The 15,095-nt window shown below is 42.3% G+C and carries 14 protein-coding genes, 1 tRNA gene and 2 rRNA genes (1 of these 17 cut by a window edge); 7 read left to right on the top strand and 10 right to left on the bottom strand.

The annotated features are described in order from the left end of the window. The 7 genes from ACST13_RS05055 to proC form a co-directional block, all read left to right on the top strand. Positions 1–2,822: ribosomal RNA gene (locus ACST13_RS05055) — 23S ribosomal RNA — on the top strand (it extends 10 nt beyond the left edge of the window). A 66-nt stretch (positions 2,823–2,888) separates the two neighbouring features. After that, a 5S ribosomal RNA gene (gene rrf / locus ACST13_RS05060) occupies positions 2,889–3,000 on the top strand. Between the two features lie 367 nt (positions 3,001–3,367). Then, positions 3,368–3,916, top strand: coding sequence for a hypothetical protein (locus tag ACST13_RS05065; protein ID WP_459522139.1), 549 nt, complete (start codon positions 3,368–3,370; stop codon positions 3,914–3,916). A gap of 8 nt (positions 3,917–3,924) precedes the next feature. Then, positions 3,925–4,320 (top strand): MerC domain-containing protein, encoded by a 396-nt coding sequence (locus ACST13_RS05070; RefSeq protein ID WP_459522140.1) that lies wholly within the window; start codon positions 3,925–3,927, stop codon positions 4,318–4,320. A 64-nt stretch (positions 4,321–4,384) separates the two neighbouring features. Then, positions 4,385–5,830: an Asp-tRNA(Asn)/Glu-tRNA(Gln) amidotransferase subunit GatB gene (gene gatB, locus ACST13_RS05075; protein WP_459522141.1), complete on the top strand. Its 1,446-nt coding sequence runs from the start codon at positions 4,385–4,387 to the stop codon at positions 5,828–5,830. After that, entirely contained in the window at positions 5,831–6,940 is a 1,110-nt protein-coding gene (locus ACST13_RS05080) for a TlpA family protein disulfide reductase (RefSeq protein WP_459522142.1), read from the top strand. A gap of 1 nt (position 6,941) precedes the next feature. Continuing rightward, positions 6,942–7,742: a pyrroline-5-carboxylate reductase gene (gene proC / locus ACST13_RS05085; protein WP_459522143.1), complete on the top strand. Its 801-nt coding sequence runs from the start codon at positions 6,942–6,944 to the stop codon at positions 7,740–7,742. Here the strand turns inward: proC and mutL are convergent. From mutL to tuf, 10 genes are all read right to left on the bottom strand, one after another. Then, the gene (gene mutL / locus ACST13_RS05090) at positions 7,731–9,551 is read right to left on the bottom strand and encodes a DNA mismatch repair endonuclease MutL (RefSeq protein ID WP_459522144.1); all 1,821 of its coding nucleotides are present in this window, start codon (positions 9,549–9,551) and stop codon (positions 7,731–7,733) included. The genes proC and mutL overlap by 12 nt on opposite strands. Positions 9,552–9,645: 94 nt before the next feature. Next, positions 9,646–10,032, bottom strand: a complete 387-nt coding sequence (rplL, locus tag ACST13_RS05095) for a 50S ribosomal protein L7/L12 (protein WP_459522145.1) — start codon at positions 10,030–10,032, stop codon at positions 9,646–9,648. 70 nt (positions 10,033–10,102) lie between these two features. Further along, complete coding sequence (gene rplJ / locus ACST13_RS05100) at positions 10,103–10,636, bottom strand: 50S ribosomal protein L10 (protein WP_459522146.1); 534 nt, start codon at positions 10,634–10,636, stop codon at positions 10,103–10,105. A gap of 2 nt (positions 10,637–10,638) precedes the next feature. Further along, the gene (gene rplA, locus ACST13_RS05105; RefSeq protein ID WP_459461288.1) at positions 10,639–11,337 is read right to left on the bottom strand and encodes a 50S ribosomal protein L1; all 699 of its coding nucleotides are present in this window, start codon (positions 11,335–11,337) and stop codon (positions 10,639–10,641) included. A gap of 37 nt (positions 11,338–11,374) precedes the next feature. Continuing rightward, complete coding sequence (gene rplK / locus ACST13_RS05110; protein WP_459461290.1) at positions 11,375–11,812, bottom strand: 50S ribosomal protein L11; 438 nt, start codon at positions 11,810–11,812, stop codon at positions 11,375–11,377. Between the two features lie 264 nt (positions 11,813–12,076). After that, positions 12,077–12,673 (bottom strand): transcription termination/antitermination protein NusG, encoded by a 597-nt coding sequence (gene nusG, locus ACST13_RS05115; RefSeq protein WP_459461292.1) that lies wholly within the window; start codon positions 12,671–12,673, stop codon positions 12,077–12,079. A gap of 16 nt (positions 12,674–12,689) precedes the next feature. Next, complete coding sequence (secE, locus tag ACST13_RS05120) at positions 12,690–12,881, bottom strand: preprotein translocase subunit SecE (RefSeq protein ID WP_459461294.1); 192 nt, start codon at positions 12,879–12,881, stop codon at positions 12,690–12,692. 33 nt (positions 12,882–12,914) lie between these two features. Further along, positions 12,915–12,985 (bottom strand) — tRNA-Trp (locus ACST13_RS05125). Between the two features lie 64 nt (positions 12,986–13,049). Then, positions 13,050–13,790, bottom strand: a complete 741-nt coding sequence (locus tag ACST13_RS05130; protein WP_459522147.1) for an NIPSNAP family protein — start codon at positions 13,788–13,790, stop codon at positions 13,050–13,052. A gap of 79 nt (positions 13,791–13,869) precedes the next feature. Continuing rightward, positions 13,870–15,057: an elongation factor Tu gene (gene tuf, locus ACST13_RS05135; protein WP_459461298.1), complete on the bottom strand. Its 1,188-nt coding sequence runs from the start codon at positions 15,055–15,057 to the stop codon at positions 13,870–13,872. Between the last annotated feature and the right edge of the window lie 38 nt (positions 15,058–15,095).

A 15,095-nucleotide genomic window follows, 5' to 3' on the forward strand; every position in this document is an offset into this window, starting at 1 on the left:
ATTAAGGGCGTATGGGGAATGCCTAGGCTCTTGGAGGCGATGAAGGACGTGTTAAGCTGCGATAAGCTTCGGGGAGGTGCACAAGACCTTCGATCCGAAGATTTCCGAATGGGGCAACCCAGTAGATTGAAGATCTATTATCCTATGTATGTAGGAGGCGAACCTGCTGAACTGAAACATCTAAGTAAGCAGAGGAAGAGAAAACAAAAGTGATTCCGTAAGTAGTGGCGAGCGAACGCGGATTAGCCCAAACCAGTGTTGTTGCGGCAAGACTGGGGTTGTAGGACCACGTGATCGATTATATAAATGAACAAGAACTGTCTGGGAAGGCAGGCCATAGAAGGTGAGAGCCCTGTATCGGTAAGCTTATATAATTGTAGTGGTATCCTGAGTAGGGGGGGACTGGAGAAATCCCCTTTGAATCTGCCGGCACCATCCGGTAAGGCTAAATACTACCAAGAGACCGATAGTGAACTAGTACTGTGAAGGAAAGGTGAAAAGTACCCTGAGTAAGGGGGTGAAAAGACCCTGAAACCATACGCTTACAAGCGGTCGGAGCCCTTTTGTGGGGTGACGGCGTGCCTTTTGCATAATGAGCCTACGAGTTACTTTCACTGGCGAGGTTAATCACGTTGACGTGAGCAGCCGGAGCGAAAGCGAGTCTGAATAGGGCGCTTAGTCAGTGGGAGTAGACGCGAAACTTTGTGATCTACCCATGAGCAGGTTGAAGCTCCGATAACACGGAGTGGAGGACCGAACCAGTTTACGTTGAAAAGTATTTGGATGACTTGTGGGTAGGGGTGAAAGGCCAATCAAACTGAGAAATAGCTCGTACTCCCCGAAATGTTTTTAGGAACAGCCTCGGGGTTAAGTTTTAAGCAGGTAAAGCTACCGATAGGACTAGGGGGAGTCAAATCCTACCAAATCCTGACGAACTCTGAATGGCTTAAAATATACCCGGGAGTGAGGGTTGGGGTGCTAAGGTCCCAATCCGAGAGGGAAAGAACCCAGACCAACAGCTAAGGTCCCAAAATCTTTACTAAGTTGAACTAAGGAAGTCTGATTGCAGTGACAGCCAGGATGTTAGCTTGGAAGCAGCTATTCATTTAAAGAGTGCGTAACAGCTCACTGGTCGAGCGAGGCGGGCATCGATAATAAACGGGCATCAAGTAAAGTACCGAAGCTTTGGATTATATTTATATACTGGTAGGGGAGCATTCTGATCTGCGGAGAAGGTGAAGCGACGAGCTTTGCTGGAGCGTTCAGAAAAGCAAATGTAGGCATGAGTAACGATAATGAGGGCGAGAAACCCTCACGCCGAAAGACTAAGGTTTCCTCAGCTATGCTAATCAACTGAGGGTTAGTCGGGGGCTAAGGGTCTAGCGAAGGCGACAACCTAATGCACAACAGGTTAATATTCCTGTACTTACTTATTGGGCAAATAGATGACGGAGACTACAGGTTACCAGATACTGACGGAATAGTGTCTTTGAGAGGCGGCAGCAATGCTAAAACGAGTGTAGTGAGTAGACTTCCAAGAAAAGTCTAGGCGTGTATAACTTCTAAGTAACCCGTACCGTAAACCGACACAGGTGGTCGAGAAGAATATTCTAAGGCGCTCGAGTGAATCACGGCTAAGGAACTCGGCAAATTAACCCTGTAACTTCGGGATAAAGGGAGCCACGAGCAATCGTGGCCGCAGAGAAATGGCCCAGGCGACTGTTTAACAAAAACACATGGCTTTGCTAAATCGAAAGATGACGTATAAGGCCTGACACCTGCCCGGTGCTGGAAGGTTAAGGGGGGATGTTAGTGGCAACACGAAGCATTGAACTGAAGCCCCAGTAAACGGCGGCCGTAACTATAACGGTCCTAAGGTAGCGAAATTCCTTGTCGGGTAAGTTCCGACCTGCACGAATGGTGTAACGATCTGGGCACTGTCTCAGCCGTGAGCTCGGTGAAATTGTAGTAACGGTGAAGATGCCGTTTACCCGCAACGGGACGGAAAGACCCCATGAACCTTTACTATAGCTTAGCATTGAGTTTTGGTACTGGATGTGTAGGATAGGTGGGAGGCTGTGAGCCGGTGTCGCTAGGCATCGGGGAGCCAACGTTGAAATACCACCCTTCTTGTACTGGAATTCTAATCCCCAAAGGGGAGACATTGCTTGGTGGGTAGTTTGACTGGGGTGGTCGCCTCCAAAAGAGTAACGGAGGCTTTCAAAGGTTCCCTCAGCACGCTTGGTAACCGTGCGTAGAGTGCAATAGCAAAAGGGAGCTTGACTGTGAGACCGACAAGTCGATCAGGTACGAAAGTAGGATATAGTGATCCGGTGGTTTAGTATGGAACAGCCATCGCTCAAAGGATAAAAGGTACTCTGGGGATAACAGGCTGATCTCCCCCAAGAGCTCACATCGACGGGGAGGTTTGGCACCTCGATGTCGGCTCGTCACATCCTGGGGCTGGAGAAGGTCCCAAGGGTTCGGCTGTTCGCCGATTAAAGTGGCACGCGAGCTGGGTTCAGAACGTCGTGAGACAGTTCGGTCCCTATCTGTTGTGGGCGTAGGAATATTGACAGGTTCTGACTTTAGTACGAGAGGACCGAGTTGGACTGACCGCTGGTATATCAGTTGTTCTGCCAAGGGCATAGCTGAGTAGCCACGTCGGGATCAGATAAGCGCTGAAAGCATCTAAGTGCGAAACTGACCTGAAGATGAGTATTCCATGAAGGGTCCGTGTAGACGACACGGTCGATAGGCTACAGATGTAAAGACAGTAATGTCAAAGTCGAGTAGTACTAATTACCCGAAAGCTTACCTTTTATTAATTTACACACTGCTATTTATTTTATCTCACAATATGGAAAAAGGCTATGCCTTGTAAAAAGTATGGAGCCGATAGGACGGGTGTTCACCTCTTCCCATCTCGAACAGAGAAGTTAAGCCCCGCACCGCTGATGATACTGGGATCAAACCCGGGAAAGTAAGTAAGCTCCAAGTTATTTAAAAAAGACCTGCACGAAAGTGTGGGTCTTTTTTTATGCCCAAACTGTAGCCAGTAGACAGTATCCAGTAGTCAGTAACTAGGAAATGTAGAGTAAAGATAAGAGAGTATAGAGCAGAGAGTAGAGATACGGCATAAAAAAGAGGCTTCCGCCTCGTTTATTATTCATTCTTGAAATATTTGCCCGCGCTCTTTAAACTTTGCTCTTTAAACTTTGCTCTTTGAACTTTGCCTATCGACTTCGGACTAATTTCCTCCGGACTGTCTACTGTCTACTGACTACTGTCTACTGTCTACTGCCTACTGAATTTCCTTTGAACTTTGCTCTTAGTTATATATATTTGCAACACTATTGCAAAAGATATGAAACACGTAGTCGCACTTCTCTTTATTTTGACTTTATTTTCCTGTAAAAAGGAGCCTGAGGTTATGCCTACTGATGATAATGAGCTAATTACCTCTGTTGAGCTCGTTTTTACGGATCCTGCGAATGTTTCTCGCTCATTTAAATTTCGTGATTTGGATGGGGATTCCCGTACTAAACCGGAGTCTTTTGATACCTTGAAATTAGTTCGCAATACGGATTACACGGTAAAAATTTATGTAGCGGATGAATCCAAGGGTACGCTAAAAGATATAACAGGGGATATAGAGGAAGAAGGCGATGTGCATTTATTTGTCTATAAACCTAATCCATCCTCTTTATTAGCCATCCAAATTACGGATGCGGATAAGAAAGCTTTACCTATTGGTTTGAAGTTCAATGCTAAGACGCAATATGTTCCTGGTTCAGGGATTTTGCAGGTTATGTTAAAGCACCAGCCTCCTTTGAATGGGAAAATTGTAAAAACGGGGGATGAGACTGCGGGGTCAACTGATATGGATTTGAGTTTTCCGGTAGTCATTAAATAATTAGCCAAATGTCTAAAAGTAAATATAAGCAATTGTTGCCAGCTGAAAAGTTAGGGGTTTTTTTCTCGCTTTTGTGCGCTATACATTGCTTAACGCTTCCTTTTGTCCTGTTTGCCGCTCCTTATTTAGCCAGTTCTTTTGCTTTTAGTCCTACTATTGAGTGGATCTTAGTATTGATTAGTTTCGGATTAGCTCTTCTTTTATTGTGGCAAGACTACCTTAAACACCACAAGCCGATGCCTTTGTATTTTTTAGGTTTTGGTATACTGATTAAATTGGTGGATACGCTTGTGGGAATGAAATCGATTGAATGGATTTTTGGCCTTTCGCTGGGGATTTTTATTACACTGGCTTATTGGTTTAATTATAAGCATAAAGTGGCCTGTACCTGCAAAAATCAGTAGTTTATATCTTTAAACGCGGGATTTTTGTATCTTTATATCCTTTCAGGATTATAAATAATTTTCAGTGAGCATTTCCTATCAACCCGTTATTGGCCTTGAAATTCACGCGCAATTGCAGACGAATTCGAAGATATTCGCGAGCGATCCTGTACTTTTTGGACAGGAGGCTAATACCTTAATTTCCCCTATTTCATTAGGTCATCCGGGTACACTTCCTAAATTGAATATGAAGGTGGTGGAATATGCTATTAAAATGGGTTTGGCGATTGGATCTAAAATTTCGCCTAAACAGTATTTTGACCGGAAGAATTATTTTTATCCTGACCTCCCTAAAGGCTATCAAATTACCCAAGATAAAACACCTATCTGCATGGGTGGGGCCATTTTAGTTCATTTGAAAGCAGGGGATAAACGGATGGAATTTCATCATATTCACCTGGAAGAGGATGCGGGGAAATCGTTGCACGAGGGAGACAATCCATATAGCTTTTTGGACTATAATCGCGCCGGAACTCCATTGATTGAAATGGTCACAGAACCTTCGATTAATTCATCTGAAGAGGCTTTTGCTTTAGTTTCAGAGGTGCGAAAATTAGTTCGTTACTTGGGAATTTGTGATGGAAATATGGAAGAAGGTTCTTTGCGCGCAGACGTAAATGTGTCTATCCGACCGGTGGGGACGACTACGTTGGGAACGAAAGTAGAGATTAAAAATATGAACTCCCTTCGCAATATTCAGCGTGCGATTGAGTATGAAATTATACGCCAAACAAAGGTCCTCAACGAAGGAGGATCCCTCATTCAAGAGACTAGAACGTTTGATGCTCATGCAGGAACTACCCATTCAATGCGGGTGAAAGAGACCATGAATGATTACCGGTATTTTCCTGAACCGGATTTAGCCCCTGTAGAAATATCAGCGTCTTGGTTAAATGAAATAAAAGCAACGATGCCACTTTTGCCTTGGGAACAGGAGCAAAAATTAATAAAGAACTATCATTTACCTGCTTATGATGCTCATTTCTTAGCCGATACGCGGGAGATGGCGCTGTATTTTGAGGAAGCCGCGCAACATTCGAAGGCATATAAATCCATTTCTAATTGGTTGATGGGGCCAGTAAAGTCTCATTTGAATGATAAAAATCAGTCGATAACGGACTTTGAATTAAGTCCCAAGGCTTTGGCAGAAATAGTAGAATTAGTAGAAAAAGGAACATTAACGCATAATTTAGCAGCTCATCAATTATTCCCTTTGGCCATCGAAAACCCAGATAAATCAGCAGAAAAAATTGTTGAGGAGCAGGGTTGGTTACATGCGCAATCAGGGGATGAATTGACAAAATGGGTTCAGGAGGCCATTGCGGCATATCCCGATAAGGTAAAAGAGTACCAAAAAGGTAAAAAAGGATTGATCGCCTTATTTATTGGCGAAGTGATGAAGAAATCAAGAGGAACGGCCGATCCGAAGCGCGTGAATCAATTAATGTCAGAAGAATTAGCGAAAGTCTAAATGAAAATAATCGGATTCATCTTGTTATTAGCGACAGTGGTACAGGCTCAAAACTTTGAGTTACGTATTCAGGCTAAGACGGTCGTTCCCGGGAAAAAGATCTATTTAGAATACATTAATGAACTAGGAAAGAGTGTTAAAATTGACTCAGCTGCTCCATCTGCTCAGAATAAAGTCAGTTTTAAAGGTCAGGTAAAGGATAAAGGAGCGTTCTATTTAGTGAATTTCTTTGACACGCCTAAGCCACAAAAAGTGTTGGTCATTTTAGAAGGTGGGGAGACGATTGATATCGTGGCGGATGGAGTAAATGACGAAGAGGGTAAAGGAAATTTCACGATGAAGGGGGATTATCCCAATGTGAAATATATGCTGGAGCTGATGGCTATTTCGAAGGAAATGGAAGTAAAAGTCCGGAAATGGAATCAAGAGATTCAAATTGATCAGAAACAAGAGAAACGAATTCAGGCAGCATTTACTCAGGCTCAAGCAGCGAGTACGGCGAAGATAAAAGAGATGATTCCGATCATGGGTAGTAATTTAGTGGCGCTTTGGGCGACTAATTTCTTGTCAGCTGAAAAGGAAATGGCTTTGTTAACCGAAATCGCGGATCGCTTGGGTAAGGCAAGACCTACTCATCCACAGGTGCAGCAATTCGTCAACAACCTGCAACGTTTACAGCAGGGTGTTTTTGAGGGAGCGTTAGCTCCTGAGATTAATTTGGCTACTCCCGAGGGGCCTAATTTAGCCTTGAGTTCACTACGAGGGAAATATGTCTTGATTGATTTTTGGGCGAGTTGGTGTGGCCCTTGTCGAAGAGAAAATCCCAATGTGGTGAAGACGTATGCGGCGTATAAAGATAAAGGGTTTGAGATTTTTGGGGTGAGTTTAGATCAAGATCGGGCTGCCTGGTTAAAGGCGATCGAGACGGATAAATTAGTTTGGAAACACGTATCGGATTTAAAATATTGGAGTTCTGCCGGTGCTCAGGCTTATCAGGTGAATTCGATTCCGCAAACTTTTCTGTTGGATAGAGAGGGACGAGTTATTGCCAAAGGTTTAAGAGGGGCAGCTTTAGACCAATATTTGGCCCAATTATTTAAAGATAAATAAGATGAAAATAGCCATAATCGGTTGTGGAAATATGGGGATGGCTTTCGCTAATTCCTTCATTCAATATAATCTAGTCGCGAAGGAGGAGCTAATCTTGATCGAAAAGAATAAAGAACGCGGCGATATTTTACAGGAGCAAAAGTCGGGGATTGTGGTCGACACCATCTCTGAAAAGGTGGCTGCAGCTGATTTGATTATACTTTCTGTAAAACCACAGGATTATCCGTCAGTCTCAGCCGAGTTAGCCCGTTTTATTCAGCCCAGTCAAATCGTATTATCCATTATGGCAGGTATTCCGATTGCGAATATTCAGTCAAGTTTATCCCATGATTTAGTGGTTCGTGCCATGCCGAATACCCCGGCGCTTTTAGGGATGGGAATGACGGCTTTCGCTGCAGCTGCTGAGGTAGGAATGTCGGATATTCGCAAGGTGGAGAATTTAATCAATTCTACCGGTCGAGCGGTATTCTTAGAGGAGGAGAGTTTATTAGATGCGGTGACGGGTTTGAGCGGAAGCGGTCCGGCTTATTTCTTCTACCTGATTAAGGCCATGATTGATGCCGGAGTTCAAATGGGCTTTGAGCCCGCGATGGCCTCTCTTTTAGTTAAGCAGACGATGCTAGGGTCCTATCATTTAATGCAGACCAGCGATAAGACTTTGGATGAATTAATTCAAGCGGTTGCCTCTAAAGGGGGTACAACGGAAGCAGCATTAAAGATTTTTCAAGAAAACTTAGTCGCTGAAGGTTTGCAAAAAGGAATCATTGCGGCAAAGGATCGTGCCAAAGAATTAGCCAATTAATTGACCGATTTCAGCCTCATTTAATTGACGGCTGATAATTTCTCCATTCGGGGAATAAGAGGGGTTTGTACTTGCAAACAATTGCTCTACTAAGGCAGACATTTCTTCCGATAGTAATTTCTTAGTTTGATATCGAATAGCCGTACGGTTCGCTAAGATGCGCGCGATTTTTTCGGAGTGGTTTTGGCCTAAATCCGTTGCCTCATTCTTCACTTGTTCTAATATACCCTCTAATAAATTTTGTCCATCTTCCTCACCTATTCCTGCAGGAACACCTTGAATCCAATAATTTTCCTCCGAATCCTTCGTTAGGGCAAAGCCTAAATCGGTAATGTCGACTAAAATTTCTTCTAAAAGAACGAAGTCGGCCGGATTGATGCGGAGGATTTGCGGAAACAATAATTGCTGCGATACTCCATTTTTCTTCACCAAATTCTCCGAAAACTGATCAAACAAAATACGTTGGTAGGCTTTTTTCTGATCTATCAGCAGCATACCTCCCGAAAGAGTCACGACTAAATATTTGTTCAGAATTTGAATGACTTGGAAATTGCTGTGCGCTAAACTATCCGCTGCTGTCCAAGTATTTGCCTTGCTTTGAATCGTCGTTGAGGTCTCATTAAACAAATTAGTGGCAGGATCTGCGACTGACTGCCTCTCAAAAGCCTCAATATTGTCATTTAAGCCCTCGTAAAGTTTCTTCCAAGCATCTTGAATAGGACGTGGGGAATTCGCCCCAGAAAACGAAGGAATGGCGCCGGACGCCCCGCTTGGATTTCGGAAATTGACATTCGCATCAAAATCCAAAGACGGAATCAAGTGGTTTAAGCTAAGTGTCTTACGGATCGCAGCTTGTAGAATCGCATAGATAGATCGTTCGTCATCAAATTTTATCTCCGTTTTCGTCGGATGCACATTGATGTCAATATGGGATGGATCTAAGGTCAAAAAAAGTACATAGAAAGGGAATGTCCCCTCCGGAACTAATCGTTCATAGGCACTCATCACCGCATGATGCAGATAGGAGCTCTTAATAAATCGATTATTGACAAAGAAGAATTGTTCTCCCCGCGTCTTTTTCGAATATTCTGGGCGACCTACATAGCCTTTAATACTCACGTAGTTGGTGTTTTCCTCGCAGGCCGCTAATTGTTCTCTATACGTTTTGCCAAATAAATCCACAATTCGCTTTCCTAGTTTTTCAACCGGAAGCGCGTACGTCTCTTGTTCGTTTTGAACCAGAGAAAACTTCATATGGGGATTGGATAAGGCAATGCGTTGGAATTCGTCTAAAATATGACGCATTTCTACGGGATTCGACTTGAGGAAATTTCGACGAGCTGGAATATTATAGAATAGGTTTTTAACGAGAATGGAGGTCCCTTTAGGGGTCGCAACTTGTTCACTCGCCTTCTGCACCGAGGCTTCCATGCGCAATAAACTACCTAATTCATCCTCCTCTCGCTTCGTTTTCAATTCAACCTGGGATACGGAGGCGATGGAGGCTAAAGCCTCACCTCGAAATCCCATTGTCCGAATAGCAAACAGATCTTCGGCCTTATTAATTTTCGACGTGGCATGTCGCTCAAAACACATAATCGCATCTTGCGGTGACATTCCTGCACCATCATCGATGACTTGAATACTGATTTTCCCGGCCTCTTTTACAATCAGCTGGACAAAACTAGCCCCAGCGTCAATGGAATTTTCCATTAATTCTTTCACCACAGAGGCTGGCCGCTGCACTACCTCACCTGCCGCAATTTGATTTGCGATAGCATCAGGAAGCATTTTGATCAGATTGTGCATAAATCAATGGAAAAATAAGAGGACAAAGATACGGTTTTAACCAAAAAAAAGGGAATGTTGCCATTCCCTTTTTTCTTAGATAGGTAAGGTTGAATTACTTCAATTCAACTTCAGCACCAGCTTCTTCTAAAGTTTTCTTCAAACCTTCAGCTTCGTCCTTAGATACACCTTCTTTAACTGCCTTAGGAGCAGCATCTACTACGTCTTTAGCTTCTTTCAAACCTAAACCAGTTAAGTCTTTCACTAATTTAACGATAGCTAATTTGTTAGGACCACAAGCTTTCAAGACAACATCAAAAGATGTTTTCTCAGCAGCAGCCTCACCACCGTCAGCGCCACCAGCTGCAGGACCTGCAACCATAACGGCACCAGCAGCAGCTGGTTCGATACCGTACTCATCCTTAAGGATAGTAGCTAATTCATTTACTTCTTTTACAGTTAAGTTCACTAATTGTTCAGCGAACGCTTTTAAATCTGCCATTTTTTGAAAATTTAATTGTTATGGATTAATAATTTATTGGAGTTTTCACTCCGGTAAAACTTGTTAATAATTACGCAGGGCGCTCAGATAAAGTCTTCACGATACCAGCTAATTTCTTCTCACCGCTTACTAATGCTGAAATAACATTTTTAGCAGGCGATTGTAATAAGCCAATAACTTCGCCAATCATCTCGTTTTTCGACTTGATGTTCTCAAGGGCAACTAATTGATCTTCACCAATATAAATGCCTCCTTCGATAGACGCAGCCTTGAATGCAATTTTATTTTTTCCAGCTTCTTTACGGAAGTCTTTGATCAATTTTGCTGGTATTTTAGCATTTTCGGTTGCGAAAATGATACCAGACATTCCTGTCAAAACTTCTGTATCTAAAGAGGAATAATCCGTTCCTGTTTTAGCTAACGCCTTAGAGATTAACGTGTTTTTGAATATTTTATATTCAACACCTCTCTGATAACATAAGCCACGGAATTGATTTGCTTCGGCCACATTTAAACCGGCTGTACTTGCAATATAGAAGTACGGAGTTGCCACGAACTTTTCGCTCAACTCATCAATAATCTGATTTTTTTCTTCTCTTGTCATGATTACAATCCAGCTACAGTTCCCTTATCAATAATGATACCCGGAGACATCGTTGATGATAAGTTGATCGATTTAACATAAGTTCCCTTTGCAGAAGACGGCTTTAACTTAATCAACATGTTGATTACTTCTAAAGCGTTATCTACAATTTTATCAGCTCCGAAGGACACCTTACCAATAGAGGTATGGATGATACCAGTTTTATCAACTTTAAAGTCAATTTTACCAGCTTTTACTTCGTTTACTGCTTTTCCTACTTCCAAAGTTACAGTACCTGACTTTGGATTAGGCATCAGACCGCGAGGTCCTAAAACACGTCCTAAACGGCCTAATTTTGCCATCACAGTCGGCATAGTAATGATTACGTCGATATCGGTCCAGCCGCTCTCGATTTTTGCAATGTAATCATCTAATCCAACGTGATCAGCACCGGCTGCTTTTGCCTCCTCTGCTTTATCGGGCGTACATAGTACAAGTACACGTACGTCTTTCCCGGTTCCGTGAGGTAGGGCAACCACGCCACGAACCATTTGGTCCGCTTTGCGGGGATCTACTCCTAAGCGAACATCTATATCCACTGAGGCATCGAATTTTGTATAAGAAATTTCTTTCAAAATCTCCGCTGCTTTTTCAAGCGAATACGCTTGCGTTGCATCGTATTTTGAAAGGGCTTCCTTTATTTTCTTCGTAAGTTTTGCCATTACCTTTTAATTAAAATGTTTATTTCTGATAGTTAAATCAGAACGGTTTATCACCAGAAACAGTAATTCCCATTGATCTAGCCGTTCCAGCAATCATACTCATTGCTGCTTCGATAGTAAAACAGTTTAAGTCTGGCATTTTAGTCTCGGCGATTACTCGCACTTGATCCCAAGATACTGAACCTACCTTTTTCAAGTTAGGTTGAGCTGAACCAGATTTAACTTTCGCTGCTTCCAATAATAAAATTGGGGCAGGAGGTGTTTTTACAACGAATTCAAACGATTTGTCTGCGTAATAAGTAATTAGGACCGGCAATACTACGCCGTTCTTATCTTGAGTTCTCGCATTGAATTGCTTACAGAACTCCATGATATTTAGTCCTTTCGAACCTAAAGCAGGACCGATGGGTGGTGAAGGATTGGCTTGGCCACCTTTGCATTGAAGCTTTACGTAGCCAGCTATTTCTTTTGCCATGTTAAAACATCGTTTATTTAGTGAATTAGAGGTTTATCTGCCAATAAGGGTGGAAGCTTCCTTATCTGATTCCCCTCCGGGTGACCTTTCCGCGTAACAAGAACGTTCTGGCCCAATCCCCTCTTGAAATTTTCAAAACAGAGATTGCCGCTTTTTAAACGGACTGCAAAATTAGGGCTTTTATTCTTAAATACAAACAGTTAGGCAAAAAAAAGTCCTGAAATTCTATTCAGGACTTTTCTAGCTTCTCGAAAATGAGTTAACTTATTTTTCTACTTGAGAGTAGTTCAATTCTAGTGGAGTATTACGTCCAAAGATTTTAACCATAACGGATAATTTCTTTGTGTTTTCGTGAATCTCTTCTACCGTACCTTCAAAAGTTGCGAATGGTCCATCGATAACGTGTACCGTTTCTCCCTTGATGAAAGTAACCGAAGCAAATTCTTCTAAAGCGGCAGACTCATCCACTTTACCTAAAATGCGATTTACTTCACTTTGGCTAATAGGGACAGGCTTCTTAACGATCACCTTCGTCTTTTTCAATTTACCACCTTCTAATTTCGTTACTTCGATCTCTTCGTTATTTGCTTGCAAGAAACCAATCACACCCGGTGTAGATGTTAAGATGTGACTTACCTCTCCAGCTAAGTCAGCTTCTACCATGATATATCCAGGGAATAAGTTTTTCTCACGAATCACTTTCTTTCCTTTGCGGATTTCATAAATCTTTTCTGTAGGAATAAGAATCTGAGGAACGGAATCAAGCACGCCTTGACGAGCTAATTCGTTCTCCATATAGGTTTTTACCTTCTTTTCCTGTCCTGAGATAGCTCTCAAAACATACCATTTAGTCTCTGCCATGGGATTTACCTATTTATTAAAATGAAGTGTAAAATAAATCCAATCCAGATTTGAAGACTAAATCTACCGCGCCTACTAGAAGAGCGAAGATTAAAGAAGCCACCAAAACTAACACAGAACTCGACTGTAAGTCAGAGAATTTAGGCCATGTAACGTTTTGCGTTACTTCAGTCCATGATTCTTTGATCAATGATGTTGATTTGCTCATAATTTAACCGATCTCGGTATTTAATTTACTTAGCACGGGCACAAGGATTCGAACCCTGACCAAAGGTTTTGGAGACCTGCATACTACCGTTATACTATGCCCGTAGAAAGGATTGCAAATTTAGCCAAATTTTGACAATTAACAAATCCCCTTCTTAATATTGTTTGATTACCATTGAGAATAGTTCGTAGGTTCTAAGAATTTACGAATGGTTCTGGAATGGCTATTGGCGTATTTTGCATCTGAAGAAATGCGTTTCCAATCTGGATTTGCGCTGAATTTTGCCCAGTTCGCATCTCGCTCTGCCATGTTTTCGAAGGAAACCATGTAGGAAAGGCAAGGCGTATTCTCCCCAGCAAGCACTTCGCCAAAAAACACATTGTGCAATCCTACCGTATCGAATATCTTCAGTTCTTCATCATTAAACATTCCAATTTTACGTTTCAGCGCGTCTTCATTATAGGCTTCGTAGGTTCTCCATTCGTAGATACGACCGGGATTAGTCACGGGTAATTTTAAGGCAGGATGTCCTGTAAAGCTTTTGGCTACATAAGTCGAGATCTTCTCGAACATCGGTTTGTCCATACCCACATTTTCGAAATAGGGTTTTGCGGCCTCTTGATAAGCCGCATTTTTCTCTAAGGCATCTTTATAACCTGCATAGGATGCTAAAGAGGGAAATGGAATGGTGACTACAACGATACCAGGTTCTGGCTTTCCGTAATCTTTGAATACGCCTACCTTGGCAACGCCATAGGAATTGAGGGCTGGGATTAAGGCTTTGGCCAAATAAGATTCTAACAGATTTACATTCCCACGGAATTTCATCTGGTAAGTTCTGATTTCATAGTATTCCTGCGCTGATACGGTGAATGCGCAAAAGAAAAGAAGGATTAATAGTTTTTTCATAGAGATGTTTATTTTCAAAGCAAGCTACAAAAAAAAAGAGCGGTCATTGACCGCCCTTTTCCGTATAGGCTAATAAAAATTAGTCTAAGATTTCAGTTACCTGACCAGCACCTACAGTACGGCCACCTTCACGAATCGCGAAACGTAAACCTTTATCCATAGCTACCTTGTTCAATAACGTAACATCAATTGTTAAGTTATCACCAGGCATACACATTTCAACTCCTGCAGGTAAAGTAATTTCACCTGTTACGTCTGTCGTACGGAAGTAGAATTGTGGACGGTATTTATTAAAGAATGGAGTATGACGTCCACCTTCTTCTTTAGACAAGATATAAACCTCAGCCTTGAACTTAGTGTGAGGCTTTACTGAACCTGGCTTACAGATTACCATACCACGACGGATATCAGCTTTCTCAATACCACGTAATAATAAACCTACGTTATCACCTGCTTCACCACGATCTAAGATCTTACGGAACATCTCAACACCAGTTACTACTGATTTTAAGTTTTCAGCTCCCATACCTAAGATATCAACACCTTCACCTGAGTTAATAACACCAGTCTCGATTTTACCTGTTGCAACTGTACCACGACCTGTGATCGAGAATACATCTTCAACTGGCATCAAGAATGCCTTTTCAACATCACGCTTAGGAAGTGGAATCCAAGAATCAACTGCATCCATTAACGCATCGATTGTAGCTACCCATTTAGCATCTCCGTTCAATCCACCTAAAGCAGATCCTTGGATTACTGGAATGTTATCACCATCGAATTCGTAGAATGAAAGAAGCTCACGAATCTCCATTTCAACTAATTCTAATAATTCTGGATCGTCTACCATGTCCACTTTGTTCATGAAAACTACCAATTGAGGTACACCTACTTGGCGAGCCAAAAGGATGTGCTCACGAGTTTGTGGCATTGGACCATCTGTAGCAGCAACTACTAAGATAGCGCCGTCCATTTGTGCAGCACCAGTTACCATGTTCTTCACGTAATCCGCGTGACCTGGGCAGTCAACGTGTGCATAGTGACGAGCAAGAGTAGAATATTCTACGTGTGCTGTGTTGATCGTGATACCACGTTCTTTTTCTTCTGGAGCGGAGTCAATGGAAGAGAAATCTTTTTTCTCAGCAAGACCTTTTTCAGAAAGAACTTTAGTGATAGCAGCTGTCAAGGTTGTTTTACCGTGGTCAACGTGGCCAATCGTACCAATGTTAACGTGGGGTTTACTTCGGTCAAAATTCTCTTTTGCCATGATTATTCAGTTTTTAATTTAGTATAATATAAAAAGTT

Source organism: Aquirufa sp. A-Brett2-W8 (assembly GCF_054558755.1).

Bases quoted from the DNA above. Each gene is read 5' to 3' on its own strand.
- rplJ (WP_459522146.1), bottom strand. From the start codon at position 10,636: ATGACAAGAGAAGAAAAAAATCAGATTATTGATGAGTTGAGCGAAAAG.
- rplK (WP_459461290.1), bottom strand. From the start codon at position 11,812: ATGGCAAAAGAAATAGCTGGCTACGTAAAGCTTCAATGCAAAGGTGGC.
- ACST13_RS05130 (WP_459522147.1), bottom strand. From the start codon at position 13,790: ATGAAAAAACTATTAATCCTTCTTTTCTTTTGCGCATTCACCGTATCA.
- rplL (WP_459522145.1), bottom strand. From the start codon at position 10,032: ATGGCAGATTTAAAAGCGTTCGCTGAACAATTAGTGAACTTAACTGTA.
- mutL (WP_459522144.1), bottom strand. From the start codon at position 9,551: ATGCACAATCTGATCAAAATGCTTCCTGATGCTATCGCAAATCAAATT.
- ACST13_RS05080 (WP_459522142.1), top strand. From the start codon at position 5,831: ATGAAAATAATCGGATTCATCTTGTTATTAGCGACAGTGGTACAGGCT.
- ACST13_RS05065 (WP_459522139.1), top strand. From the start codon at position 3,368: ATGAAACACGTAGTCGCACTTCTCTTTATTTTGACTTTATTTTCCTGT.
- rplA (WP_459461288.1), bottom strand. From the start codon at position 11,337: ATGGCAAAACTTACGAAGAAAATAAAGGAAGCCCTTTCAAAATACGAT.
- secE (WP_459461294.1), bottom strand. From the start codon at position 12,881: ATGAGCAAATCAACATCATTGATCAAAGAATCATGGACTGAAGTAACG.
- nusG (WP_459461292.1), bottom strand. From the start codon at position 12,673: ATGGCAGAGACTAAATGGTATGTTTTGAGAGCTATCTCAGGACAGGAA.
- tuf (WP_459461298.1), bottom strand. From the start codon at position 15,057: ATGGCAAAAGAGAATTTTGACCGAAGTAAACCCCACGTTAACATTGGT.
- ACST13_RS05070 (WP_459522140.1), top strand. From the start codon at position 3,925: ATGTCTAAAAGTAAATATAAGCAATTGTTGCCAGCTGAAAAGTTAGGG.
- proC (WP_459522143.1), top strand. From the start codon at position 6,942: ATGAAAATAGCCATAATCGGTTGTGGAAATATGGGGATGGCTTTCGCT.